This is a genomic window from Pseudomonas sp. lyk4-R2A-10, assembly GCF_030209075.1.
Taxonomy (GTDB): domain Bacteria; phylum Pseudomonadota; class Gammaproteobacteria; order Pseudomonadales; family Pseudomonadaceae; genus Aquipseudomonas; species Aquipseudomonas glycinae.
The window spans coordinates 285,371-309,750 of the sequence record NZ_JARVSR010000001.1; the positions used below are offsets into that span (position 1 = coordinate 285,371).

The 24,380-nt window shown below is 61.0% G+C and carries 23 protein-coding genes and 1 pseudogene; 8 read left to right on the top strand and 16 right to left on the bottom strand.

Features of this window, described 5'->3' with window-relative positions; all coding sequences use genetic code 11:
- Window positions 1-65 precede the first annotated feature (65 nt).
- On the bottom strand, window positions 66-1,589 hold the full coding sequence (locus tag QRN46_RS01250; protein ID WP_011335679.1) for a fumarate hydratase: 1,524 nt from the start codon (window positions 1,587-1,589) through the stop codon (window positions 66-68).
- A 521-nt stretch (window positions 1,590-2,110) separates the two neighbouring features.
- On the opposite strand from QRN46_RS01250, the gene QRN46_RS01255 reads away from it, so the two are divergent.
- From QRN46_RS01255 to QRN46_RS01265, 3 genes are read left to right on the top strand one after another with little or no spacing between them, the layout of a single operon-like run.
- Window positions 2,111-3,217: a GGDEF domain-containing protein gene (locus tag QRN46_RS01255; RefSeq protein ID WP_201816295.1), complete on the top strand. Its 1,107-nt coding sequence runs from the start codon at window positions 2,111-2,113 to the stop codon at window positions 3,215-3,217.
- Window positions 3,210-4,145, top strand: coding sequence for an iron-sulfur-binding ferredoxin reductase (locus tag QRN46_RS01260; RefSeq protein WP_201816293.1), 936 nt, complete (start codon window positions 3,210-3,212; stop codon window positions 4,143-4,145). Before QRN46_RS01255 ends, QRN46_RS01260 begins: the two co-directional genes overlap by 8 nt.
- A 29-nt stretch (window positions 4,146-4,174) precedes the next feature.
- The gene (locus QRN46_RS01265; protein WP_201816291.1) at window positions 4,175-4,924 is read left to right on the top strand and encodes an enoyl-CoA hydratase-related protein; all 750 of its coding nucleotides are present in this window, start codon (window positions 4,175-4,177) and stop codon (window positions 4,922-4,924) included.
- 138 nt (window positions 4,925-5,062) lie between these two features.
- Here QRN46_RS01265 and pyk read toward each other — a convergent pair whose 3' ends face one another.
- On the bottom strand, window positions 5,063-6,514 hold the full coding sequence (gene pyk / locus QRN46_RS01270; RefSeq protein ID WP_007951250.1) for a pyruvate kinase: 1,452 nt from the start codon (window positions 6,512-6,514) through the stop codon (window positions 5,063-5,065).
- Window positions 6,515-6,687: 173 nt separating this feature from the next.
- On the opposite strand from pyk, the gene QRN46_RS01275 reads away from it, so the two are divergent.
- A complete protein-coding gene (locus QRN46_RS01275; RefSeq protein WP_011335675.1) occupies window positions 6,688-7,074 on the top strand; it encodes a tetratricopeptide repeat protein in 387 nt (128 codons plus the stop codon).
- Window positions 7,075-7,292: 218 nt separating this feature from the next.
- Window positions 7,293-7,652 (top strand): PilZ domain-containing protein, encoded by a 360-nt coding sequence (locus QRN46_RS01280; protein WP_007951248.1) that lies wholly within the window; start codon window positions 7,293-7,295, stop codon window positions 7,650-7,652.
- Between the two features lie 44 nt (window positions 7,653-7,696).
- Here the strand turns inward: QRN46_RS01280 and QRN46_RS01285 are convergent, their stop codons facing one another.
- The 8 genes from QRN46_RS01285 to QRN46_RS01320 all read right to left on the bottom strand — a co-directional run bounded on the left by QRN46_RS01285 (window position 7,697) and on the right by QRN46_RS01320 (window position 15,776).
- Window positions 7,697-8,101, bottom strand: coding sequence for a DUF6124 family protein (locus tag QRN46_RS01285; RefSeq protein WP_011335674.1), 405 nt, complete (start codon window positions 8,099-8,101; stop codon window positions 7,697-7,699).
- A 542-nt stretch (window positions 8,102-8,643) separates the two neighbouring features.
- Window positions 8,644-8,859, bottom strand: coding sequence for a hypothetical protein (locus tag QRN46_RS01290; RefSeq protein WP_041475416.1), 216 nt, complete (start codon window positions 8,857-8,859; stop codon window positions 8,644-8,646).
- A 194-nt stretch (window positions 8,860-9,053) separates the two neighbouring features.
- Window positions 9,054-10,388 (bottom strand): DUF58 domain-containing protein, encoded by a 1,335-nt coding sequence (locus tag QRN46_RS01295; protein WP_201816289.1) that lies wholly within the window; start codon window positions 10,386-10,388, stop codon window positions 9,054-9,056.
- Window positions 10,385-11,386, bottom strand: coding sequence for an AAA family ATPase (locus QRN46_RS01300; protein WP_085610826.1), 1,002 nt, complete (start codon window positions 11,384-11,386; stop codon window positions 10,385-10,387). Before QRN46_RS01300 ends, QRN46_RS01295 begins: the two co-directional genes overlap by 4 nt.
- Complete coding sequence (locus QRN46_RS01305; RefSeq protein ID WP_201816275.1) at window positions 11,383-12,549, bottom strand: DUF4350 domain-containing protein; 1,167 nt, start codon at window positions 12,547-12,549, stop codon at window positions 11,383-11,385. Before QRN46_RS01305 ends, QRN46_RS01300 begins: the two co-directional genes overlap by 4 nt.
- Window positions 12,546-14,090 carry a DUF4129 domain-containing protein gene (locus QRN46_RS01310; RefSeq protein ID WP_201816272.1) on the bottom strand — a complete coding sequence of 515 codons (1,545 nt, stop codon included), beginning with the start codon at window positions 14,088-14,090 and terminating at the stop codon, window positions 12,546-12,548. The genes QRN46_RS01305 and QRN46_RS01310 overlap by 4 nt, the downstream gene beginning before the upstream one ends.
- Entirely contained in the window at window positions 14,077-15,054 is a 978-nt protein-coding gene (locus QRN46_RS01315) for a stage II sporulation protein M (protein ID WP_201816269.1), read from the bottom strand. Before QRN46_RS01315 ends, QRN46_RS01310 begins: the two co-directional genes overlap by 14 nt.
- Window positions 15,051-15,776 (bottom strand): RDD family protein, encoded by a 726-nt coding sequence (locus QRN46_RS01320; RefSeq protein WP_011335668.1) that lies wholly within the window; start codon window positions 15,774-15,776, stop codon window positions 15,051-15,053. The genes QRN46_RS01315 and QRN46_RS01320 overlap by 4 nt, the downstream gene beginning before the upstream one ends.
- A 180-nt stretch (window positions 15,777-15,956) precedes the next feature.
- On the opposite strand from QRN46_RS01320, the gene sbcB reads away from it, so the two are divergent.
- Window positions 15,957-17,387 (top strand): exodeoxyribonuclease I, encoded by a 1,431-nt coding sequence (gene sbcB, locus QRN46_RS01325; RefSeq protein WP_011335667.1) that lies wholly within the window; start codon window positions 15,957-15,959, stop codon window positions 17,385-17,387.
- Between the two features lie 101 nt (window positions 17,388-17,488).
- Here sbcB and mvaT read toward each other — a convergent pair whose 3' ends face one another.
- Window positions 17,489-17,866, bottom strand: coding sequence for a histone-like nucleoid-structuring protein MvaT (mvaT, locus tag QRN46_RS01330; protein ID WP_007951234.1), 378 nt, complete (start codon window positions 17,864-17,866; stop codon window positions 17,489-17,491).
- A gap of 339 nt (window positions 17,867-18,205) precedes the next feature.
- Here mvaT and purU point away from each other — a divergent pair, with 339 nt between their 5' ends.
- Both purU and QRN46_RS01340 read left to right on the top strand, forming a co-directional pair.
- On the top strand, window positions 18,206-19,054 hold the full coding sequence (gene purU / locus QRN46_RS01335) for a formyltetrahydrofolate deformylase (RefSeq protein WP_011335666.1): 849 nt from the start codon (window positions 18,206-18,208) through the stop codon (window positions 19,052-19,054).
- A gap of 93 nt (window positions 19,055-19,147) precedes the next feature.
- Window positions 19,148-19,324 (top strand): hypothetical protein, encoded by a 177-nt coding sequence (locus tag QRN46_RS01340; RefSeq protein WP_011335665.1) that lies wholly within the window; start codon window positions 19,148-19,150, stop codon window positions 19,322-19,324.
- Here the strand turns inward: QRN46_RS01340 and gpgF are convergent.
- From gpgF to QRN46_RS29055, 5 genes and pseudogenes are all read right to left on the bottom strand, one after another.
- Window positions 19,308-20,306, bottom strand: a complete 999-nt coding sequence (gene gpgF / locus QRN46_RS01345) for a glucosaminyl phosphatidylglycerol flippase (RefSeq protein ID WP_011335664.1) — start codon at window positions 20,304-20,306, stop codon at window positions 19,308-19,310. The two genes, QRN46_RS01340 and gpgF, sit on opposite strands and share 17 nt — an antisense overlap.
- Complete coding sequence (gene gpgD, locus QRN46_RS01350) at window positions 20,303-21,079, bottom strand: N-acetylglucosaminyl phosphatidylglycerol deacetylase (RefSeq protein WP_011335663.1); 777 nt, start codon at window positions 21,077-21,079, stop codon at window positions 20,303-20,305. Before gpgD ends, gpgF begins: the two co-directional genes overlap by 4 nt.
- The gene (gpgS, locus tag QRN46_RS01355; RefSeq protein ID WP_011335662.1) at window positions 21,072-22,184 is read right to left on the bottom strand and encodes an N-acetylglucosaminyl phosphatidylglycerol synthase; all 1,113 of its coding nucleotides are present in this window, start codon (window positions 22,182-22,184) and stop codon (window positions 21,072-21,074) included. The genes gpgD and gpgS overlap by 8 nt, the downstream gene beginning before the upstream one ends.
- A 157-nt stretch (window positions 22,185-22,341) precedes the next feature.
- Entirely contained in the window at window positions 22,342-23,106 is a 765-nt protein-coding gene (locus QRN46_RS29050; protein WP_502942347.1) for a methyl-accepting chemotaxis protein, read from the bottom strand.
- Between the two features lie 93 nt (window positions 23,107-23,199).
- Window positions 23,200-24,231 (bottom strand): annotated as a pseudogene (locus tag QRN46_RS29055) (HAMP domain-containing protein); the annotation flags it as partial.
- Between the last annotated feature and the right edge of the window lie 149 nt (window positions 24,232-24,380).

Genomic DNA, 24,380 nt, shown 5'->3' on the forward strand with positions numbered 1-24,380 from the left:
GGCAGGCGAAAAAAAACCGGGCGGTCATCGCTGGCCGCCCGGTTTTTTACAAGCAGATGAAGTGCTTACTGCACTTCCACCGCCAGGCTTTCGCTGATCTTCTGTTGCCAGATCGCAGGACCGGTGATGTGCACCGATTCACCTTTGCTGTCCACCGCAACGGTGACCGGCATGTCCTTGACCTCGAACTCGTAGATCGCTTCCATGCCCAGTTCGGAGAACGCCAGAACCTTGGACTTCTTGATCGCTTGCGCCACCAGGTAAGCGGCACCGCCGACGGCCATCAGGTACACAGCCTTGTTGTCCTTGATCGCGTCGATGGCGGTCGGGCCGCGCTCGGACTTGCCGATCATGCCCAACAGGCCGGTCTGCTCAAGGATCTGACGGGTGAACTTGTCCATCCGCGTGGCGGTGGTCGGACCCGCCGGGCCAACCACTTCGTCACCGACCGGATCAACCGGGCCGACGTAGTAGATGAAGCGGCCCTTCAGATCAACCGGCAGGGTTTCGCCCTTGTTCAGCATCTCGACCATGCGCTTGTGCGCAGCGTCGCGACCGGTGAGCATCTTGCCGTTGAGCAGGACGGTTTCGCCCGGCTTCCAGCTCTGCACGTCTTCCGGGGTCAGGGTGTCGAGGTTGACGCGACGGGCCGACGGGCCGGCTTCCCAGACGATTTCCGGGTAGGCGTCCAGCGGTGGCGCTTCCAGCGAGGCCGGGCCGGAGCCGTCCAATACGAAGTGCGCGTGACGGGTGGCGGCGCAGTTCGGGATCATGCACACCGGCAAGGAAGCGGCGTGGGTCGGGTAGTCCATGATCTTCACGTCGAGGACGGTGGTCAGGCCACCGAGGCCCTGGGCGCCGATGCCCAGCTGGTTGACCTTCTCGAACAGCTCCAGACGCATTTCTTCGATGCGGTTCTGCGGGCCACGGGCCTTGAGCTCGTGAATGTCGATGGATTCCATCAACACTTCTTTCGCCATCACAGCGGCTTTCTCGGCGGTGCCGCCGATGCCGATACCCAGCATGCCCGGCGGGCACCAGCCGGCGCCCATGGTCGGAACGGTCTTGAGTACCCAGTCGACGATCGAGTCGGACGGGTTGAGCATGGCCATTTTCGACTTGTTCTCGGAACCGCCGCCCTTGGCCGCTACGTCCACTTCCACGGTGTTACCCGGAACGATGGAGTAGTGGATAACGGCCGGGGTGTTGTCCTTGGTGTTTTTACGAGCGCCCGCCGGGTCGGCGAGGATCGAGGCACGCAGGACGTTTTCCGGCAGGTTGTAGGCGCGGCGCACGCCTTCGTTGATCATGTCGTCCAGGCTCATGGTCGCGCCATCCCAACGCACGTCCATGCCCACCCGCACGAACACGGTCACGATGCCGGTGTCCTGGCAGATCGGCCGGTGGCCGGTGGCGCACATGCGCGAGTTGATCAGGATCTGCGCCATCGAGTCACGGGCCGCTGGCGATTCTTCGCGCAGGTAGGCTTCGTGCATCGCCTGGATGAAGTCCACGGGGTGGTAGTAGGAAATGAACTGCAGGGCGTCGGCAACGCTCTGAATCAGGTCGTCTTGCTTGATCACGGTCATGAGTCGCGCTCCTCCAAAAGACGGGAACATTCAATAAGGTGCCTGCGGCTTGGGTGCATCGGTCGGTCGCAGACACCTTTCAAGGCACGCCGGGGCTGCTGGCGCGACGCTAAAAAGGCGCGGCAGTATACCGCGCCTCCCCGGTGGTGACACGCGCCGGTAGTCATTCGTTGGTCGCATGGTTGGGGGAAGATTTGGCATCGGTTTTCACTTTCATATCGCTGCCCTCACCCCAACCCTCTCCCGGAGGGAGAGGGAGCTGATTTGTGTAGAGCTTGAAATAGATGTCTGACGCGATATTTCAGGATGCCGACATTCGACAAAATATCACGGTCAGTCCCCTCTCCCTCCGGGAGAGGGTTAGGGTGAGGGCGCTCTTGGCGGTACGCGAAGGTCATGCCTTTGACGCCAAATACCCGGCCCGAAAATCAATGGTCATTTATCGCCTGCGCCACTAAAGTGGCAGCCGGTCTGTAGAGTAGGACACTCGGTCAGCCTCTTATCGCACGGTGAGTCAACGATTGACCCATAACGCCATTCAACGTCTTTTGCTCAAACGCTTCGCCCTCGCTGCAGCCACCTATGGATTGGCCTTGCTGCTGCTGTGGCTGGCGTATTTCACCGGACATTACGAAGATTCGCTGGCTGGTGTCGCCGTCGGCAGCGCCCTGGTGGTCATCAGCCAGGCAATCCTGTTCGCGGTGTTTTTCTCAGGCTGCAATCTGCGCTTTTCCGACCCGAGCCTGACCGAAGCACAAGTGCTGCTCGGCCTTGGTTGGCAAACGTGGCTGATCGCGCATCTGGAAGAAGCCCGGGGCGAGTTCCTGGTCTTCTATGTCCTGATCCTGCTGTTCGGCCTGTTCCATCTGTCACAGCGGGCGTTCGTACGCTGCGCAATGCTGGTGTTCTTCAGTTTTTGCGCCATCACGCTGTGGGACGGTTACCACTTGCATCTGCACGATCCGGCGCTTTCCGCGTTGCAGGCTTGCATCCTGTTGATCGTGCTGGCGTGGCTGGTGATTTATGCGCGCTTCGTCCAGACCTCGCGCCAACGCATGCGTCAGCGCCGGTTCGCCTTGCAGGCGCATCAGGACACCCTGCGCGGGATGATGCGCCAGCTCGAAGACCTGGTGGCCACCGACGAACTGACCGGGCTGTTCAACCGCCGGCATTTCCTGCGCCTGGCCACCCGCGAGCTGAATGCGATGGAGCCCGACGTGGTGCATGGTCTGGCGCTGATCGACCTCGACCACTTCAAACGCATCAACGATATTCACGGCCACGCGGCTGGCGATCAGGTGTTGCAGGCTTTCGCCGGCGTGGCCGGGGCCTGTCTGCGCGACGGCGATGTGCTGGCGCGATATGGTGGTGAGGAATTCGTGGTGCTGCTGCCCGATTGCAACGCCGAGCGCCTGACCGCCTGTTGCGAACGGCTGCGCATCGCCTTCACCGACGTTGAACTGGTGGGCCTGAATGTGAAAAACCTGAGCCTGTCCGCCGGCATGACCCTGCTGGAATTGGGCGATGATCTGGACGATGCCTTGCAACGTGCCGATCAGGCGCTCTATCGGGCCAAGCGTGACGGACGCAATCGTTGCGCGGCGGCATGGGAGAACGTCGATGCCTGAACTGCGGGTCGGTGATCGACAGTGGTCGGTGGCGGCGGGCAGCAACCTGCTCGATGCCCTCAACCGGAACGGTGTGGCGGTGCCTTACAGCTGCCGCGCCGGCAGTTGCCATGCGTGTCTGGTGCAATGCGTGCAGGGCTTGCCCGCCGACAGTCGCCCGGATGCCCTGAGCGTCGAACAGCGTGATCAGGGCTGGCGGTTGGCCTGCCAGTGTCAGGTGATCGAAGACTTGCAGGTGCACACCTTCGACCCCGTCACCGATGGGCGCCCGGCCACGGTCGAAGCGCTGGACTGGCTCGGCGACAGCGTGTTGCGCCTGCGCCTGACACCCCAGCGGCCGCTGCGCTACAGCGCCGGCCAGCATCTGGTGCTGTGGGCCGGCCAGATTGCGCGGCCGTATTCGCTGGCGAGCCTGCCGGAAGAGGATCGCTTTCTTGAATTTCACCTCGATTGCCGCCAGCCCGGCGAATTCAGCGAAGCCGCGCGCCGCTTGCAGATCGGTGATCCGATCCGTCTCGGTGAACTGCGCGGCGGCGCGCTGCATTACGACCCGGACTGGCACGACCGGCCGCTGTGGCTGCTGGCCGCCGGTACCGGACTCGGCCCGTTGTTCGGCGTGTTGCGCGAGGCCTTGCGTCATGATCATCGGGGCGCCATTCGCGTCATTCACCTGGCTCATGACGCCGACGGGCATTACCTGGCCAAACCCCTTGAAGCACTGGCCGCGCAGCGCCAAAACCTCAGCGTCGAACGGTGGACCGCGGCCGAGTTGCCGGGCGCTTTGGCGCAACTGCGCCTTGTCTCCCGACAAACCCTGGCCTTAGTCTGCGGCTCGACGGCCAGCGTCGACGCGTTTGCCAAGCGTCTGTTCCTGGCCGGACTGCCGCGCAATCAACTGCTGGCCGATGTCTTCCTGAGCCGTGGTTGAGCGCTGAATTCTCAGACGCGAGACCTGCCATGCCCGAAGCCATCCTGCTGCACCGCGAACGCGGTTTGCTGACCCTGCGCCTCAACCGCCCGGACAAGAAAAACGCCCTGACCCGCGCCATGTACAGCCAGTTGGCCGACGCGCTGAAACAGGCTGATAGCGACCCTGAAATCAACGCCGTGCTGATCACCGGCAGCGCCGAGTGTTTCACCGCCGGCAACGACATTGCTGACTTCATCCAGCAACCGCCGAGCGACCTCGACAGCCCGGTGTTTCACTTCATGCTCAATTTGCTGGAGTGCCGCAAACCGGTGATCGCCGCGGTGGCCGGGGCGGCGGTGGGTATTGGCACGACGCTGTTGCTGCATTGCGATCTGGTGTACGTGGCGCGGGATGCGCGGTTGCGCATGCCGTTCGTCAATCTCGGTTTGTGCCCGGAGTTCGGCTCCAGCCTGATCCTGCCGCGTTTGCTCGGGCAGGCCAAGGCATCGGAGCTGTTGTTGCTGGGTGAAGGCTTCACCGGTGAGCAGGCGGCGCAATGGGGCATCGCAACCGAGGCGCTGGGCAGTGGCGAAGCCGCGTTGGCCAAGGCGCGGGAGATGGCGTTGTGGTTTGACGAGTTGCCGGCTGAAGCGGTGCGCATCAGCAAACAGTTGATGCGCGCGCCGGATCGCGAGTTGATTCGCAAGGTGATCGAGGAGGAGGGCGCGCTGTTCACTCAGCGGCTGAGGTCGCCGGAGGCGTTGGCGGCGTTGACGGGGTTCATCAAACGGCATTGAGATATCCGCCGAACGCACTCCGCGCACTGATCGTTCCCACGCGGAGCGTGGGAACGATCAAACTAGTAACGATCAGTCTGAAATGAAAAAGCCCCGCCATTCACATGGCGGGGCTTTTCGTTTTCAGCAACCGGTCACTCAGACCTGCGGGTCGCCCACGTGCAGGATTTTCATGCCGTTGGTGCCGCCGGTGGTGTGGTAGCTGTCGCCCTTGGTCAGGATGACCCAATCACCTTTCTCCACCACGCCGCGCTTGACCAGCTCGTCGATGGCTTTCTGGCTGACTTCGTTCGGGGCCAGCGAAGCCGGGTCGAACGGCACGGTGTACACGCCACGGAACATCGCTGCGCGGGCCTGGGCTTCGCGGTGCGGGGTGAAGCAGTAGATCGGCACCGACGAACGGATACGCGACATGATCAGCGGGGTGTAGCCGCTTTCGGTCAGCGCGATGATCGCTTTCACGCCCGGGAAGTGGTTGGCGGTGTACATGGTCGCGAGCGCGATGCTTTCGTCGCAGCGCTCGAATTCCTTGCCGATGCGGTGGCTGGAAGTCTTGCTGGTCGGGTGCTTTTCAGCGCCGACGCAGATGCGCGCCATCGCCTGCACGGCTTCCAGCGGATAAGCGCCGGCAGCGGATTCGGCAGACAGCATCACGGCGTCGGTGTAGTCGAGCACGGCGTTGGCCACGTCGGACACTTCGGCGCGGGTCGGCATCGGGTTCTGGATCATCGACTCCATCATCTGGGTCGCCACGATCACCGCCTTGTTGTGGCGGCGTGCGTGCAGAATGATTTTCTTCTGGATGCCCACCAGCTCGGCGTCGCCGATTTCCACACCGAGGTCACCACGGGCAACCATCACCGCGTCGGAAGCCTTGATCAGACCGTCGAGGGTTTCGTCGTCGGCCACGGCTTCGGCGCGTTCGATCTTCGCCACCAGCCAGGCGGTGCCGCCGGCTTCGTCGCGCAGTTGACGGGCGTAGTTCATGTCGGCGGCGTCACGCGGGAAGGACACGGCGAGGTAGTCGACTTCCATTTCAGCGGCGAGCTTGATGTCGGCCTTGTCTTTTTCAGTCAGGGCCGGCGCGGTCAGGCCGCCACCGCGACGGTTGATGCCTTTGTGGTCGGACAGCGGGCCGCCGATGGTCACGACGCAGTTAAGCTCGGTCGCGGTGGCGGTTTCAACGCGCATCACCACGCGGCCGTCGTCGAGCAGCAGCTCGTCGCCCACGCCGCAGTCCTTGACCAGGTCCGGGTAGTCGATGCCGACCACTTGCTGGTTGCCTTCGGTCAGCGGATGGCTGGTGGAGAAGGTGAACTGGTCACCGATCTTCAGCTCGATGCGCTTGTTGGCGAATTTGGCGATACGGATTTTCGGGCCTTGCAGGTCACCCAGCAGGGCGACGAAGCGACCGTGCTTGGCCGCGAGGTCACGCACCAGCTTCGCGCGAGCCTTGTGCTCGTCGGGGGTGCCGTGGGAGAAGTTCAGACGGGCGACGTCCAGGCCAGCCAGAATCAGCTGTTCGAGAACTTCCGGCGAGTTACTGGCCGGGCCAAGGGTAGCGACGATTTTGGTACGACGGACGGACATGCAAAGACTCCTCAGGTTCAAGCGCCAGCGAAGGCTACTATGCTCGAAGGGTGTAGTCATTGTTCGTTTGCACTACTTAATACTTTCTTTATTGAACACGGCAACTTTGGGACAAACGCGCCTGAAGATTTCCGACCAGGGGTCGATACAGAGCACAAGACAGGAGAACCCCCATGCGATTCGTGCCCATTGCCGCCCTTGCCCTCAGCGTCCTCGCCGCTTCGGGCTGCACCCGTTGGTCGATGAACCATCATTTGAACAACGCCTACAGCGCCTATGACCGGGGCAATTGCGAGCAGGTGATGCTTGAACTGTCCAAGGTCGAACGCGCCAGCCGCGCCCGCCCTTATGTGTGGCCGGAAGTGTCGATGATGCGCGGCCAGTGCCTCGAACGGCAGAAAATGTTCGTCGATGCGGCGCAGACCTATCAGTTCATCATCGCCTCGTACCCCAACAGCGAATACGCCTACCGCGCCCGCGCGCGTCTGGAAACCCTGCAGAGCTTGGGTCACTACCCGACGCGCAGCGCTGCCGCCGTGGTACGTCCAACCCGGTTCTGATGGCGGTTGCCATACAAAAGCTGGCTGCTTGTATAGGGTGAGCTATAGTCGAATGACACCGGTGCAGATCGATATCTGTACCGGCGCAACACCTGCGACTGGCATGAGATGCGCGTAGCGAGCGTCACACCGGGTGCGGGGAGAGCGAACCTGACGCACAGGTCCGTTCCGAAGCGAGAGTGCGGCTCTGTAATGGAGCCTTGCATGGCGAATTGCTTATGTTTACCGACCGTCGAATCGAACGGCATCAGCTGCCGTATTTTCTGCGAGTATTCAACAGCGTCACCGACAAACCCATCGGCTTTCTGGGCAACGTGTCCGAAGACGGTTTGATGCTCATCAGCCAGTTGCCGATGATGATCGGTGCCGAGTTCAACCTGCGCCTGAAAATTCCCTTGGGCGAGGGCTGTCAGCAGGTCATCGACCTCACCGCGTGCTGCCTGTGGTGCCACGAAGACGCGACCCCCCGACACTACGACGCCGGCTTCAGCCTGTACCGGACGCCGCCCGAGTATGGGCAACTGGTCGAGGCGTTGAAGCAGTACTTCAGCTTTCAGCCGTTGCCGGCCTCGGCTTGAAAACCAAAAGGGCCACAACCTGCCGAAGGTTGTGGCCCTTTTTCTTACTCGTTTATCGCAATCGCCCGTTCGTTATCCAGTGTCTTCTCCACCAGCAACAACCCCAATTCACTCAACTGATAGATCGCCATCGCCAGATGCCGCGGCTTGTCGTCCAGGCTGTCGGCCAGATCCAGCAACAGAATGCTGACCGAGGAAAAGGTTTCGTAGGTCTGGATGGCGATGGCTTCCGGGTTGATGTCCGGATCGACTTTGAACATCTGCATGCCACGATCCACGGAGTTGCGTGATTTTTCAGCTTTGGGGTTGAGGTAAAAGTCGAGGGCCCGATGGGCCGCGTCGTGGAGTTTTTTTGAATCGACGGAGGCGTAGGGGGAGACCGGATCGGTTTGATCAGTCTTGTCAGTTGGATCGATATCCGAAGGCGGATTTGGTGTAGCTTTGAACATACCTAACTTCCTAATAAGTTGGGCTGTTACCGCTTCGCGACTAAACGAGGGGGTGGCAGCTGTAAGCAGGTTAGTCGACCGGGGAAGTAGGCTTTTCCGGCGTGCCCGGGGGCACCCTGCTCACAGCCACCATCGAGTGCAGGGATAGGGAATACCCGACTGGACGATGCGTTTGCAAACCTATCTTACCTCGGGCGACTAAACCCGGCCGCTGATTGGCAGCGACGGGGATCAAGTTACGGGGCAACGCCAAGGTGCACAAGCCGGCGGATTCGCGCTTACATGTAGGCAAAAGCGTCACGTGTTGTAGCCTCAATTCCACCGTTTTTTTGTTGTCCACAAAAAGTGAGAGAACAACAGTTTTGCATCTCTTTTGAAGGTTTTTACACGTGGGGCAGAGCTAGTGTAGTCGTAGGCAAAGGGAGTTTTCTTGAGAACCGAGCTGTAAGAAAACCCCCAGTTAATTATTGGTTCTAGAGGACACGAACCGTAGAAGAAATACATCGAAAGATCTTGGAGACATAGGCGAAAGTCCGAAAGCTTTAGCTGGGACGTTTTCCTTTCAGCTTGGCCAAACCTTGATTGATGAAGCCAGCGTTTTCTCCGATTGTAAAAAGTGCTTCTCGGACGTTGTTTCCGGTATCCACCATTCCCTGTGCTTCGACCAGGAGTACTAATTCCATTAGAGCGGCTTCCAAGCCGAGTTGATTCTGATACATCCTTTCCAACACGTCTGATAGAGAGTATTGAACGGCCATTCTTAGGCTCCTTTTTGCAAAAAAACAAGCATAGCAGTGGCATCTGCGAGTGTTAGTTGGCTAGCGATTTCTACTCGACTGGTGAGATGCATCAGCTTGTGATGCTCCTCGGGTGAACTGAGCCAGCTTATTGTTTAGAGCTTTTGATTTTTCGTAGTTTTAATCTGGCCTTCCCGTGTGAATTTCACAATGTGTTAGCAGAGTGCTCCAGATTTTTTCCAGCTCAGATACCGCGAAATTACGTCTGTACTCAATTCACTTGGGGGGGCATCTATCACTTGCACTCCTTGGGCACTCAATTTTTCATGGAGCACCGATCGGGCGTTCAGGTAATCCACTGTTGCGCAGTATTCAAGCGCTTGCTCAATCGTTTGCACCTGCGAATGCCGTCTATCTTCAAGCGTGCTTTCACGCAGGCTGGCCACGAGTACTTGATGCTGTTGGCTTAATTGTCTGACGGCGTTCAGCAATTCCTCATCATCCTTATCCCGCACATTCGTCACCAACACCACCAGCGCCCGACGCTTCTGCCTCGCCAGCAACTGATTTACCGCCGCCGGATAATCCGCCGAACGCCGCGTGCTATCCAGGTCATAAACACCGTTGAGCAACACCTTGAGCTGCCCCGCACCTTTGACCGGTGCAATGAACCGCGGCTGATCGCTGGCGAAGGTGGACAAGCCCACCGCATCCCCCTGCCGCAACGCCACATAACTCAACAGCAGACACGCATTCAACGCATGATCAAAATGCGAAAGCTCCCCATCCTGACTGCGCATCTGCCGCCCGCAATCGAGCATGAAAACAATCTGCTGATCCCTCTCGTCTTCGTACTCCCGGGCAATCGGTGTGCGGTGGCGGGCGGTGGCTTTCCAGTCGATCTGACGCAGGCTGTCGCCTTCGCGAAATTCCCTGAGCTGATGGAATTCCATTCCCAGGCCACGACGCTGGCGCTGACGCACGCCGAGCTGGCTGAGCCAGTTGTCGACCGCCAGCAACTGGCCGCCGTAGAGGCGGGCGAAGTCGGGGTAGACGCGGGTGTGGTCGGTGATGGTCAGCAGGCGTTTGCCGGACCACAGGCCGAAGGGGCTCGGCAGGTTGAGTTCGCAGGTTTCGAAGGTGTAGTGGCCGCGTTTGAGCGGGCGCAGGCGATAGCCGATCAGGCTGCGCTGGCCGGGTTGCAGCTCGGTGGAGAGCGGCAGGTTTTCGTAGCCGAGGCTGTCGGGTACGTGGTCGAAGATTTGAATGGCCAGTGGCTGGTCGAGCTCGTGTTCGACTTCCAGCCGGATATCGCTCCAGCGACCGAGGGCCAGGCTGCCGGGCACCTGTCGTTGCACGCGGGGCGAGGGCAGACGCTTGAGACGCAGCGCGTCCAGCAGGCTCAGCGCAAACAGCGCCAGCAACAAACCCCAGTTGATCGACAACAGGCTCGATGGCACTTCCACATCCAGCGCCTGCAACGCGCCCAGCACAATGCCGATGGCCAGCAGGATCGCCAGCCAGATCAACAGCAGGCGCGAGGGTTTCACAGGCGCGGCGCCGGGATCTGGTCAAGCAGTTGCTGAAGGACTTGATCGACTTGCAGGCCTTCGATGTCCAGCTCTGGCGCGAGGCGTACCCGGTGACGCAACACCGCCAGTGCGCAACCCTTGATGTCGTCGGGAATCACGAATTCACCACCGCGCAGCAAGGCCCGGGCGCGGGCGCAACGGACCAGTGCAATGGAGGCGCGTGGCCCGGCGCCTAGGCTCAGCCCCGGCCAGGTGCGGGTGCTGCGCGCCAGACGCACGGCGTAATCGAGCACCTGATCGTCCAGCGGCAAATCGCTGGCGATGCGTTGCAGGGCCTGCACGTCCTTGGCCTGCAACACGGTGCGCAGCGGTTGCACGTCAAGCATGTCGGCACGGGTCGAGCGGCTGACCTGCCGCACCATGTCCAGCTCCTGATCGGCGTCGGGGTAATCCATGCGCACCTTGAGCATGAAGCGATCAAGCTCGGCTTCGGGCAGCGGATAGGTGCCTTCCTGTTCGATCGGGTTCTGCGTGGCGAGCACCATGAATGGCTGGGCAATCGGCAGGGCCCGGCCTTCGAGGGTGACCTGACGTTCCTGCATCGCTTCGAGCAGGGCGGCTTGGGTCTTGGCCGGGGCGCGGTTGATCTCGTCGGCCAGCAGCAGGTTGGTGAACAGCGGGCCCTTGCGCAGTTTGAACTGCTCGGTTTGCAGGTCGTAGACCGCGTGGCCGGTGACGTCGCTGGGCATCAGGTCCGGGGTGAACTGAATGCGCGCGAACTCGCCGCCGAAGCATTTTGCCAGGGCGCGTACCAATAGGGTCTTGCCGAGGCCGGGAACGCCTTCGAGCAGCACGTGGCCGCCGGCGATCAGCGCGGTCAGCACATCGTCGATCACCGGGTTCTGGCCGATCAGCGCTTTCTGCAATTCGCCGCGTACGGCCTGGGCCAACTGGCTGGCGCGTTGGCGTTGCTGGGCCACATGGCTGGGCGAGCCGGGTTCGATGTGTTCGGTCATAGCGTGTTCCTCAAGGCTTGCAGGTGGGCGACCTGACGGCAGAATTCGGCGCTGGACAGGCGCCGCTTCGGTGCCGGGCTCAGGGCCTGGCTGATGGCACGGGTCGGTTGGCGGGTCAGGCGCGACAGCACCAGCCATTGTTCGGCGACATTCAGTTGGTCGAAACCGGGATGTCGATGACGGGCGCGGCGCAGAACGTCCTGCTGCAACGCTTGCAGCAAGGTCTGCTGGCCGTTGTGACGCAGGATGAAATCGGCACTGGCGCGCAGGTGTTCCATCAACTGTCGACGACCACTCGGAGACGGCGCCTGCACCGGGCCGTGACGCACGCCGACATGCCACAGCCACAGACCGATCAAGGCAATCAGGGCCACGATGGCTTGCGGAAAATACCGCCAGAGCAGGGCCGGCAGACTGTCGTGCTCGGTGTTGAACAGCAGGGTCACAGCGGTATCGGCGCTCAGATACCAGAGCAGCCAGGCATTGTCGTGTTGCGCAATGGCCGGGGTTTTCCACAGATCGGCATCGGTGATCACGGTGATCGTGCCGAGGCCGAAAGCCAGTTGCATCATGTGCGTGGCTTTCGCGCTATTGGCCCAGGCCTGGGCGAGGTTTTTCGGGTCGTCGAGGTGGAACGCGGTGTCGAATCCGGCGTAGGCGGGTGCGTCTTCGTCTTCCAGATAGAGTTTGGTCAGATTCGGGAACGGGTCTTCGGCGGCATCCGGCGGCGGATCCTTGAGATCCTTGCTGAAGGATTGACGCAGTTGCACGCGGTCGAGCAGCAGGTCGTTGCTCTGGCCGGTCTTTTCATTCCAGATCGATTCGGCGACGAACACCAGCCTTCCGCCGGCCCGGGCCCAGTTCAATACCTGGTCAACCTGACGCGGAGTCATTTTCGAGCGGTCGTTGAACATCAGCAACGTGTGCTGGCGCGGATCGATTTCAGGTAGCACGGCAAGGCTTTCGGCATGGCTGACGTCGATCCCGCGCTCGCGCAGAAACATCTCCGCCGCCAGATAAGGGTTGGCTTGCGCAGCGGGGGACGGGCCGTGATCGACTTCGGTCTGGTACGGCGTGGCCTTGAGGTACAGATAAATGCCCAGCACAGCGAGCAGGGCGACGATCAGCGCACCGCCCAGAAGCCACAGCGCGCGCCGGTTCAACGGGCGGCTCCGTGGCCGAACAGGGAGCGCCAGCCATCACACAATTCCTGTTGCAGATGTGCCGCCGGTACGCGGTGCCCGTAGGCCATGTTCTGCCAATGGCCGGTGAGGTGACGGCTATAAGTGAGCAGATCCGGACGTTGCAACTGTTCGATCCGGGCCAGCACTTCGTTTTCGGTATCGGCGGGTTTCAGGGTCAGGTTGAAATCGTGCAGCAGATGACTGAGCAGTGCCCGGTACAAAAGCCCCAATGCCGCACGCGGCTCGGTTTGCCAGAGCTGTTCCGCGTGGCTGGCGATGTCATCGGGCAAGCTTTCCTTTTGCAGATCCAGACCGAAGGCTTGTTGTGGCAAGGGTCTTCCGTTCGCTTCGGGCAAGCGCGGACGGCGGCCGACGAATGCTTGCAGAAAATCCCGATAACGCCGGATCAGCCAGCCAGCCCCGGCGATCGCCGCGCCCCACAGCACGACTTCGATCGCCTTGGCCAGGCCATCGAGGTGTCGGCCATCCAGCCAGTCGAGCAGTGTTTTCAACCATTGCGGTGCTTCACTTTCCCTGGCTTTTTCGGCGGCAGCGGGATCTTCGCCGAAGTGATAACGGGTGACGGTTTCCTTGTTCTTGAATGGCGGTTGATCGAGCAAGGCCTTGATGCTGTTACGGGATGCCTCGCTGGTCAGTGGCTGGTTCAACAGACGCGGTGCATCAGGCGCAGTGGCAGGTTCGGCAGCCCAGGCTGAGGGCAACCCCGGCAACAGCAGACACACCGCCAGCAGCAAGCCGATTGCGCTGCTGTTCAAACGCTGGCGCAAGCGGCGGAACACCAGTTCGATGTCCCACGCTTCGAGGACGGTGCGGCGGTTCAGATACAGGCTGAACCCGCAGGCGACATACACCGGTTCCCAGATCACCAGGATCAGCGCATAGAACGTATTGGTCAGATGCTCCAGCCAGCGCCATTCGTGGTCGGCCGCGAAGATCAGGCTTTGCCAGTCCCAATTGGTTTCGACCTGTTGCGGCAGAAGCAGGTAGAACAACACCATCAGGCCGATCCACAGCGCCGTTTCCAGATGCACGCCGATGATCGTCAGCCACTGCGCGGTGCCGGCATTGCGTTGCAGCAGTACTTGCAAGCGCTGCTGGCGCGCCGTGCTGTCGAGGCCTTCGAGTTGCAGCACCGGCAGCAGGAAGCTGCGACTCAGGCTGAACCGGCGCCAGGTCAGGCTGGCGATGAGTTGCGGCTTGAGCAGGCGCGGCCATTGGCGCAAGGCCTGTTTCAAGGTGGGTGTTTCGCCGAACAGCGCCTTGGACAGGATGTACAGCGGCAAGCGTTCGTAGGCCGGTTTCAGCCACCAGAAGATGAACACGGCGAGTGACGGTGAATCCCACAACAGCAGGCTGAGCACCGCGAACAGCGGCAGGGTGACGATGGCCCAACTGGTCATCAGCAGGCGCCGATGTTGCTGGCTCATGAGCACGCCCAGGTCCATGGCTTCCCAATTGGTGCGCGGACGGATTGCCACGGTTGCGTCACTCAGGCGCATGGCGGGTCCTTCCGGCGAACAGCAGATAGAGCGCCACGCAGAGCCAGAGCCCGGCGCCGACCAGGTATTTGGTCTGCGGCGAAACCCCGGTGCGCGACGACCAGTAGGCTTCGATAAACGCGGCGATCAACAGGAACAGCATCACGCCACAGATCAGCAGGATGCTCCGGCGCGCCGCAATCTGCAGCGCCTCGATTCGTGTAAGGCGTCCCGGCGCAATCAACGCCCAGCCCAGTTTCAGCCCCCCCGCACCGGCCAGAACAATCGCACTGAGTTCAAATGCCCCGTGCCCGATCACGAATGACCAGAAGGTCTGGCCGAAGCCGATTTCACTCAGGTGCCCGGCCACCGCGCCGATTATCAGGCCGTTGTAGAACAGGAAAAACGCGCTGCCCACTCCCAGCAGCAAACCACTGGCGAAGGTCTGAAAAGCAATGCCGATGTTGTGCATGATGTAGTAGCCGAACATCACCCAGTCTTCGCTCGCCGCGCGTTCGGCCGAACGCCCGAGGTGGCCGGCGACCGGGTCGTACATGCTTTGCATCTCGCGGACCTGCTCGGCCGGGATCAGGCTGTAGATCAATTCGGGACTCAGATACACCAGCACCCCGAAACCGATCAGGCTGCCGAAGAACAGCAGGGCGGCGGCCAGCACGAAGCGCCATTCGGCGCGCACCAGTTGTGGAAAACCGGCCAGGATGAAACCCGGCACGTCCGCGCCGATCCGGCTGCGATGCCGGTAAAGCTGTTGATGACCGCGCAGCACTTGCTGTTGCAGGGAGTCGACCAGAAAACTGCTGTAGCCGCGTTCCTGCGCCAGGGCCAGATGCTGGCAAAGGCGCCGATAAGCCTTGGGAAATTCCGCCACCTGCGAGGTGCCCTTGCCGCGTTCCAGGCGTTCGAGAGCAAGCGTGAAACGCTCCCATTCAGCCTTGTGGCGGGATTCGAAAAGGCTTTGCTTCATGTCGGCCCCAACAGGCCGCGAGCGATGCCGTTGAGCTCACCGACGGCTTTCGGCGCGCTGATGTGCAGCGGCTGAGCGAGCAATGCAGCGAGTTCATTGACCCGTGCCGTCGAAAGCTCGCCCTGGCGCTCGGCGAAAGCGAGCAGGGCACGTTGTTCAGTCTGGGTCAGCGGGATCGGCGAACGACGGGGGGCGGCATCGGGTAATTGCGGGCGCTTGAGCGGGCGTTCGCTGTAGATCACCAGCGTGCCGGCCGCGATATCGCCGAGGCGTTTGAAGGTCGGGTGTTGCAGGCAACTGATCGCACCGAGGAAATAGCCGAACGGCATCAGGTCGACAAAGCGCAGCAGATTGCGCAACAGGGAGGCCGGCCAGCCGACTGGCGTGCCATCGTCGTGCACCACCCGCAGGCCCATCCATTGTTTCCCCGGCGAGCGACCCTGACGCAGTACTTCGAACAGCACCATGTACCACCAGCTCACCCCGAACAACAGCAGTGAGCCCAGGCCGATACCGAGTTTGCCGAGCAGCGCCAGTAACATGAAAAGCAGTCCCAGGATCAGCCCGCGCAACCCCAGATCGACGGTGAATGCCACGGCGCGCACCATCAGGCCGGCGGGACGCAGCGGCAGATCGATGCCTTCCGGCGTTTCGACCTGGTGCCGCGTGTCCAGTGGCGGGGCCAGCGGTGCTTTCCTTGGCGGTGCTGTGGTCTCGAGCATGGGCTACCTGATGTTGCCGGATCGGGATGCAAGTGCGTCCGATGCTAGCAGTCTCTCGGGGGGAAACGACATCACTATGTCATACACATCCTTCAACCAAAGGTGACTGAATGATGCGGTGCTGGCCGCGACGGCGGTCGAACGCCTAGACTTTGCCGATCTTCAGTTCAGGAACCGCCCGTGACTTCCATCTTCTGGTACGACTACGAAACCACCGGCATCAACCCCCGATGCGACCGTCCGTTGCAGGTGGCCGGGATCCGCACCGACCACGAACTCAACGAAATCGACGCGCCGGTCAATCTCTACTGCCAGCCCAGCGAAGACATCCTGCCGCATCCGGCGGCGTGCGCGATCACCGGCATTACCCCGAGCCGCCTCGCCGAGCAAGGTTTGAGCGAAGCCGACTTCATGACCCGGGTTCACGCGCAGCTCGCGGCTCCCGGCACCTGCGGTGCGGGGTACAACACCTTGCGCTTTGACGACGAGATGACCCGCTACAGCCTGTACCGCAACTTTTTCGATCCCTATGCCCGTGAATGGCAGGGCGGCAACAGTCGCTGGGACCTGATTGACGTAGTACGCGCCGCCTACGCGTTGCGCCCGGACGGGCTGGTCTGGCCGACCGATGACGAAGGCAAGGTGACGCTCAAGCTCGAACGTCTGACCGCCGCCAACAACATCGATCATGGCAATGCCCACGAAGCCCTGTCGGACGTGCGCGCCACCATTGCCCTGGCCCGGTTGATCCGCGAGAAGCAGCCGAAGCTGTATGACTGGTTGTTCCAGCTGCGCAGCAAGCAGAAGGTCATGGACCAGATTCGTCTGTTGCAGCCGATGGTGCACATTTCCGGCCGCTTCTCGGCTGCGCGCAGTTATGTTGGTGTGGTGCTGCCGCTGGCCTGGCATCCGCGCAACAAGAACGCGTTGATCGTCTGTGACCTGCACCTGGACCCGCAGGGGCTGCTCGACCTGGATGCCGAAACATTGCGTCAGCGCCTGTATACCCGGCGTGACGACCTGGCCGAAGGCGAGTTGCCGGTACCGCTCAAACTCATCCATATCAACAAGTGTCCGGTGGTGGCGCCATTGTCGGTGTTGCGTGCTGACGATCAGCAGCGCCTGGGTCTGGACATGGCCTTGTATCAGGCGCGCGCCTTGCGACTAAGTGACGCACAACAAGTTTGGAAAGATAAAGTCTCGGCGATTTATGCCAGCGAAGATTTCACCTCGAATGAAGATCCCGAACAACAGTTGTACGACGGATTTATCGGTGATCGTGATCGTCGTTTATGTGAGCAAGTGAGGGCGACCGATCCTGGCCAATTGGCGCGAGAGCAATGGCCGTTCGATGACGAACGTTTGCCTGAATTGTTGTTTCGATATCGAGCACGTAACTTTCCCGATACGTTGAATTTCGAAGAGCAAGAGCGCTGGAGAATCTTTTGCCGGCAACGCTTGTCAGCGCCGGAGTGGGGGGCGCCTAATACCTTGCAATCTTTTGCCGAGGCCATGGAGCAATGGCTGCTTAGTGCTGCGCCGATGCAGGCCGAGGTGTTGGTTGAATGGCAGAACTATGTCCAGGCATTGCGCAAACGTTTGGATCTTTGAAATCGAACATATCCGGCGCTTGAATGCCGGGCATAAAAAAACGCCAGCATTCGCTGGCGTTTTTTTGTGTCACAGAAGCGCTCTGCGACAAGGGTTGCGGCTTAGCCCAGCAGGGTAGCCCAGCCTTCAACCACGTCACCGCCCCACTTGGCTTTCCACTCTTTCAGAGTCTTGTGGTTGCCACCTTTGGTTTCGATGACTTCGCCGTTGTGCGGGTTTTTGTATTGTTTAACTTTGCGAGCACGCTTGGTGCCGGTAGTTTTGGCTGCGCCGCCACGTGGTGCTTTGGTTTTGGACTCTGGATCCAGCAGCGCGATGATGTCACGCAGGGATTTGGAATATTCGCCCATCAGTGTGCGCAGTTTGCCTTCGAATTCCAGCTCGGCTTGCAGTTTGTCGTCTTGCGACAGGTTCTTCAAACGGGCTTGCAGCTCTTTGATAGCTTCTTCAGTGGCACGATATTCGTTGATCAAGGACATGATTACTACCTTATGTGGGAGTGCGCGATGGCAGGGGACAGTGCTGCAATAATAGTCAGGCTGTTTCATCAAGTAAACATTTAACCGGAGTTTTTATTTGAATTAGTTACGTTGAAAAGCCCTGAATTGAATGTTCAGTTAAATAATGTGATGGAGTCTTCACAGATATTCACACAGGTCTGTTCAAGCTTGGCTTTTGCAGTGCCATCATTCTGGCGTTTACGGGCGTCAAAAAAGCTGCGACGGGGTGCCGTAAGCCTCCGAGGGTCATCAATACTGCAGTTTTCCCGCGCAGTCGCTAGAATGGCCGCCTTTGCGAAGTTCTGGAGTTTCCCCCTCATGCGCACTTTTCGGCTGGTGATTTCTTGCCCGGACCGCGTTGGCATCGTTGCCAAAGTCAGTAACTTTCTGGCGGCCCACAATGGCTGGATCACCGAAGCGAGCCACCACTCGGATAACCAGGTCGGCTGGTTCTTCATGCGTCACGAAATCCGTGCCGATTCCCTGCCTTTTGGTATCGAGGTGTTGCGCGAGAAGTTTGCACCGATCGCCGAAGAGTTCTCGATGGACTGGCGCATCACCGACACCGAGCAGAAAAAACGCGTGGTGCTGATGGCCAGCCGCGAATCCCACTGCCTGGCCGACCTGCTGCACCGCTGGCACAGCGACGAGCTCGATTGCGAGATCTCCTGCGTGATTTCCAACCACGACGACCTGCGCAGCATGGTCGAGTGGCACGGCATTCCTTATTACCACGTGCCGGTCAATCCGCAGGACAAGCAACCGGCCTTCGATGAAGTGTCGCGCCTGGTCAAGCAGCACGACGCCGAAGTCGTGGTGCTGGCGCGCTACATGCAGATCCTGCCGCCGGACATGTGCCGCGAATACGCGCACAAGGTCATCAACATTCACCACAGCTTCCTGCCGTCGTTCGTCGGTGCCAAGCCGTACCACCAGGCTTCGATGCGCGGCGTGAAGCTGATCGGTGCGACTTGCCATTACGTGACCGAAGAGCTGGACGCCGGCCCGATCATCGAGCAGGACGTGGTACGTGTCAGCCACAGCGACAGCATCGAAGACATGGTGCGTTTCGGCCGTGACGTCGAGAAGATGGTGCTGGCCCGTGGCCTGCGCTATCACCTGGAAGACCGCGTGCTGGTGCACGGCAACAAGACCGTGGTGTTCTGATCAGACCTTTCGGTTGAAAAACAAAGGGCCTGGGCGTTCAATCGCCTCAGGCCCTTTTTTTATGACTTGTTGCAGCCCTGTAAGGAAGCGTTCATGAGCGATCCACTGGACAAAGCCACTTCCAAAGCCCCCGCCACCCTCGGCGAAGGCTGCCTGAGCCGCTATGACCCGGATGACCTGAGTCCGGAGGACGGCACGGAGTTTCCCGGCGCTGCCGAACTGTGGGAACAACTCAAGGACGAAGACGATGACCTCAAGAAGCCTGTCTGACGCTCAGCAGCTTTTTCAGCAATGGCCGGCCCAGCATCAGTAGAAACACCGGGCCACCGACCAGCAGATAGAAGTAATACGTCACCACCCGCCAGATCAGAATAGCCGCCGCCGCGGTGGATTTGCCGACCATCGGCGCCAGCAGCGCCGCCGAGGTCAACTCCGCTGCACCGGCACCGCCCGGCAACAGGCTGAATTGCCCCGCCCCCAGCGAAAGCATCTGGATCAGAAACGTCCAGGCCCACTGCACATCCGCCCCCAGACCGCGCAACGCCAGATACAGCACGCTATAGCGCAGCGACCAATGCACGCAGGTCAGGACGAACACCTTGATCAACGTCTGCCACGGCAATTTCAGCGCATCGGTGAACGCGGCCAGAAAGTGCAGCAACTGCCGCGCCCAGCGCCGTCGGGTACGCGGTTCGACGTTCATCCCGGCCAGCAGTCGTCCGCTCAAACGGATCAAACGGCGGTGATAGCGCGCGACCAGCACACAACTGAGCAAGCCCCCGGACAATGACACGGCGCTGACAGTCAGCAGCCATTCCATACGGTCGCTGAGATGCTGGAACAGCGCGTAGATCAGGATCCCGCTCAGGGCGCAGAGAAAAAACAGCAGATCACTCAACTGATCCATCGCAAACACGGCACTGCCCCGGGCCGGGCGCACGCCGCTGCGGGCCAGCAATGCCATGATCGTCAACGGCCCGCCGCTGCCGCCGGGCGTGGCGCACCAGGCGAATTCGGCAGCCATTACTACCCCAAGACTTTTGACGGGCGTGACCCGCTCACGCTGATCGCCGAGCAATAGCCGCAAGCGCAAGGTGTTGATGCCCCAACACAGCAGAACCATGGCGAACATGATCAACAGCCAGCGCAGCGGAAATGCCTGCAGGCGCTCCCAGGTTTCGCCGCCCCCGAGCAGGACGGGAACCGCCACGGCCACCAGCAGGCCGATCAGCAACAGAATGCCGCGACTCAAGCGGCACGCTCGGCTTGAATGCGCTGGCGCGTCAGCCAGTCGATTTTGGTCATGGGCACGCGTCCGTCCGCCAATAGTCGTTCAAGGGTGCGCCACCAGTAATCCCGGGAAAACCGGTGGCGCATGTCCACCGGGTGCAAGCCTAGACGAATCACCGGCGCCTGACGCCAGCGCTGCTCACGCTGTTCGCTGATGACCTTCGACATGCCGCGACGCCAGGCGCTGCGTGCGCTCCAGACCAGTCCCGGAGCCTCGACCGCAGTGAAATCCGGCAAGTGATAAAGATGCTGCGGATCGCTGGTGTAGCGCAGTGGCAATTCGCGCAATGCCTGGCGTGTGCCGGCGCTCATCAGCCAGGCCGGGGCAACGAAACCATGCAGTGGCCAGCCGTGGCGCCGAAACAGATCGATGCCCGGGCGCAGGCGGGCGAGGGCGGCTTCACGGGACAGCTGATAGAACTCGCCTTCATGGGTGTAGACCCGACGCATGAACCAGTCGCGCGCTGTACGCGGGCCGGGCTCGGTGTCTTCATGGAAATGGCCGTGCAGCGCCAGTTCATCGCCGCGGGCGACGCGCTCGTCGAGCATTCGACAGAACTCCGGGTGGGCCTCGAGGGCATCGTGTCGATGGAAATTCGGGACCACCAGCCACGTCATCGGGACGTTGCCCAACCGGTCAACGGCTTCGACAAATTCTCGATAATCGGCCCACGTGGAGGGTGCCACGTCATGCAGCACCAGCATTAACGTCGGGCGCTCGTGAGATTCAGCCATTGGCCACCCGCGGAACCGATTCGCCGAGTACGGCGTGGTAGTGGCCCAGCAGGCTGTCGACCACCGTGTTCCAGGCGTAATGCCGCTCCACGTGCTGGCGTGCCTGTTGACCAAGTACGCCAGCCCCGCGACTGAACAGCTCACGCACGGCATTGGCCATGGCTTGCGCATTGTTCGGTGCGCAGAGCAGGCCACAGGATTCGCTGACGATTTCCTCGAACGCCCCGGCCGCCACCGCCACCACCGGAATGCCGCAGGCCATGGCCTCCAGAATCACCAGGCCGAAGGTTTCCTGATCGCCGGCGTGGATCAGTGCGTCGGCACTGGCCATCAGCCGCGCGACCTGTGCGGCCGGGCAGAACCGGTCGATCACGCTGACGTTGTCCGGGACGGACGCCGGCATCGATGAACCGACCAGCAGCAAGTGATAACGCGGGCCCAGGCGCTTCATGCAGTCGAGCAGCACCGGCAGGTTTTTCTCCTTGGAGCCCCGGCCGGCGAAGATCAACAGGCGCGAGTCCTCGGCGATCCCCAGTTCGCTACGCAGCGCGGCGTCGTGGGCATCGGGGTGGAAGGTCTGAAGGTCAACGCCCAACGGTTGCACGAAGACATTACGCACGCCCAGCCCGCTGAGCTTGTCGGCCATGACCTGGCTGGGCGCGAGCACCCGGTCGAAATTGCCGTACAACTTGCGCACATACGCATCGACATTCGGCGTGACCCAGTGGCCCATGCGGTTGCCCACCAGCAGCGGCAGGTCGGAGTGATAGAAGCCGATCACCGGTACATCCAGTTGTCGCCGTGCATCGAGCGCGGCCCAGGCGGTGAGGTAGGGGTCGCCGACTTCGATCAGATCGGGTTGCAGATCCTGCAGTACGTTTCGCCAAGGGGCCAGTCGCAAGGGGAACCGATAGCCCTTGCCGAAAGGCAGGGCGGGGGCGGGAACCGTGTAGACGCCATCATCTTCACCGAAATGCGCGCCGGGTATCAGCAGGCTGTGGCGGATCCCGGGCTTCACACCCAGGCGACGGTGCTTGGCATCCAGATAGGTGCGCACGCCGCCGCTGGCCGGGGCGTAGAACATGGTGATGTCGGCGATATGCACGGTGAACGTCCCTCCGCGTTGATCTCCCTTGGTTGACCTTTATCAAGAATAGATGTTCGGTCGGGGTTTCGCGGTGGGGTGCAAGGCCGGTTTCGGAGGGATGTTGGTCGTCTTCGTCGGACAGTTGTGAACGACGAAGACGACCGGCAGAGCGGCTTTAAATGCGGAAGCTGCCAACAAGTTGCTTCAATCGCGAAGCCTGCTGTTCCAGATTCGAGCAAGCCCGCAACGTCGCCTGCAAGTTCTCGACACCTTCCTGGTTCAGCGTGTTGATCTCGGTGATATCTACGTTGATCGACTCGACCACGGCAGTCTGTTCCTCGGTCGCGGTGGCCACCGACTGGTTCATCCCGTCGATTTCACCAATGCGCTGAGTCACGCTGTTCAAACGCTCGCCGGCGAGGTTGGCGATCTCTACGCTGTCCTGGCTGTGGCGCTGGCTGTCGCTCATGGTGCTGACGGATTCGCGGGCGCCGACTTGCAGCTCCTCGATCATGGTCTGCACCTGTTGCGCCGATTCCTGGGTGCGGTGGGCGAGGTTGCGCACTTCGTCCGCCACCACCGCAAAACCACGACCGGCTTCACCGGCACGGGCCGCTTCGATGGCGGCGTTGAGCGCCAGCAGGTTGGTTTGCTGGGAAATGCTGGTGATCACTTCCAGGATCTGGCCGATGTTCACGGTCTTGCTGTTCAGCGATTCGATATTGCTGCTGGACGCGCTGAGCATGCTCGACAGCTGGTTCATGGCCTTGATGCTGCGTTCCACCACTTGCTGGCCGTCTTCGGCCAGGCCACGGGCGTCGCTGGCCTGGGTCGAGGCTTGCGCGGCGTTGCGGGCGATTTCCTGGGCGGCGGCGCCGAGTTGGTTGATGGCGGCGGCCACGCTGTTGGTGCGCGAGGCTTGCTGGTCGGAGTTGTACATCGACGAGTTGGAGGCCGCGACCACGCGCAGGGCGACTTCGTTGACCTGGCCGGTTGCCGACGACACTTCGCGGATCGAGCCGTGGATACGTTCGACGAAACGGTTGAACGCCGTGCCGAGCACGCCGAACTCGTCCTGGTTCTGGATGGTCAGGCGTTTGGTCAGGTCGCCTTCGCCATCCGCAATGTCTTCCATGGCGCGGGTCATCACGTGCAGCGGCTGGATCAGAATGCGGATCAGCATGCCAAGCAGGGCGATGATGATCGCCACGGCAATCACGGTCGCGATCACGGCGGAGGTGCGGAATTCGCTGAGCATCGAGAAGGCTTTGTCCTTGTCCACCGACAAGCCGATATACCAGTTCACCGACGGCAGGCCCTTGATCGGGGTGAAGTTGACGATGCGGGTCTTGCCGTCGACGGTGACTTCACTGAAATCGCTGCTGATGCGCGGGGTGTCCTGCGGATAGGCTTCCTTCAGGGACTTCATCACCAGGGCTTTATCCGGATGCACCAGGATCTTGCCGTCGGCGCTGACCAGGAACGCGTAGCCCATGCCGGAGAAATCCCGGGCGCTGAGGGTGTTGATCAGGGTTTGCAGGCTCAGGTCGCCGCCCACCACGCCGACGCTCTGGCCGGCCTTCTTCGCGGCGGTGGCGATGGAAATGATGGTCTGGCCGGTGGCCGCGTCGATGTACGGTTCGGTCAGGGTCGAGGTGCTGCTGCTTTCGGCACCTTTATACCAAGGGCGAACACGCGGATCGAAACCGTCCGGCATCTTCGCGTCCGGGCGGATGGTGAAGTGCCCGGTGGCATCGCCGAGGTAGGACGCCATGAAGGTCGAGGTCAGGGCTTTCTGTTCCAGCAGGCTGGCGACGGCGGCAGGCTCGGGATTGATGGCGATATTCTGGGCAGCGTTCTCGATCAGCAGGATGCGCCCGCTGAGCCAGGTCTGGATATTGTCGGCTGTGACCTCGCCCATCTCGTTGAGGTAATTGTCCAGATCCTCGCGAATCGCATTGCGCTGCAACCAGTCGTTGTACAGCGTGAACGAGGCGAAGGCGGCAATGACGATGAGGGCGGCGGCAAGCAAAATTTTGTGGCTGAAACGCAGATTTTTGTTCATGGCTTGGGGTTCCGCTAAGGTCTTATTATTCAGGGCGTGCTTCTATAGATGCTCGCTAGGTGGGCTTGATGAGTACAAGCAGGTATTTCCGCTTCTCCTTAGGGAAATCTCCGATGCGGATGTCAGTCGCATCTGTCACCTTTAGCTAT

Excerpts from the sequence above, each read along its gene's own strand:
- QRN46_RS01320 (WP_011335668.1), bottom strand. The coding sequence starts at position 15,776 with ATGCTCGAGACCACAGCACCGCCAAGGAAAGCACCGCTGGCCCCGCCA.
- mvaT (WP_007951234.1), bottom strand. The coding sequence starts at position 17,866 with ATGTCCTTGATCAACGAATATCGTGCCACTGAAGAAGCTATCAAAGAG.
- QRN46_RS01275 (WP_011335675.1), top strand. The coding sequence starts at position 6,688 with ATGCGATTCGTGCCCATTGCCGCCCTTGCCCTCAGCGTCCTCGCCGCT.
- QRN46_RS01265 (WP_201816291.1), top strand. The coding sequence starts at position 4,175 with ATGCCCGAAGCCATCCTGCTGCACCGCGAACGCGGTTTGCTGACCCTG.
- QRN46_RS01260 (WP_201816293.1), top strand. The coding sequence starts at position 3,210 with ATGCCTGAACTGCGGGTCGGTGATCGACAGTGGTCGGTGGCGGCGGGC.
- pyk (WP_007951250.1), bottom strand. The coding sequence starts at position 6,514 with ATGTCCGTCCGTCGTACCAAAATCGTCGCTACCCTTGGCCCGGCCAGT.
- QRN46_RS01310 (WP_201816272.1), bottom strand. The coding sequence starts at position 14,090 with ATGCGCCTGAGTGACGCAACCGTGGCAATCCGTCCGCGCACCAATTGG.
- QRN46_RS01250 (WP_011335679.1), bottom strand. The coding sequence starts at position 1,589 with ATGACCGTGATCAAGCAAGACGACCTGATTCAGAGCGTTGCCGACGCC.
- QRN46_RS01340 (WP_011335665.1), top strand. The coding sequence starts at position 19,148 with ATGAGCGATCCACTGGACAAAGCCACTTCCAAAGCCCCCGCCACCCTC.
- purU (WP_011335666.1), top strand. The coding sequence starts at position 18,206 with ATGCGCACTTTTCGGCTGGTGATTTCTTGCCCGGACCGCGTTGGCATC.
- gpgD (WP_011335663.1), bottom strand. The coding sequence starts at position 21,079 with ATGGCTGAATCTCACGAGCGCCCGACGTTAATGCTGGTGCTGCATGAC.
- QRN46_RS01290 (WP_041475416.1), bottom strand. The coding sequence starts at position 8,859 with ATGGCCGTTCAATACTCTCTATCAGACGTGTTGGAAAGGATGTATCAG.
- QRN46_RS01285 (WP_011335674.1), bottom strand. The coding sequence starts at position 8,101 with ATGTTCAAAGCTACACCAAATCCGCCTTCGGATATCGATCCAACTGAC.
- QRN46_RS01315 (WP_201816269.1), bottom strand. The coding sequence starts at position 15,054 with ATGAAGCAAAGCCTTTTCGAATCCCGCCACAAGGCTGAATGGGAGCGT.
- QRN46_RS01280 (WP_007951248.1), top strand. The coding sequence starts at position 7,293 with ATGTTTACCGACCGTCGAATCGAACGGCATCAGCTGCCGTATTTTCTG.
- QRN46_RS01300 (WP_085610826.1), bottom strand. The coding sequence starts at position 11,386 with ATGACCGAACACATCGAACCCGGCTCGCCCAGCCATGTGGCCCAGCAA.
- QRN46_RS29050 (WP_502942347.1), bottom strand. The coding sequence starts at position 23,106 with ATGTACAACTCCGACCAGCAAGCCTCGCGCACCAACAGCGTGGCCGCC.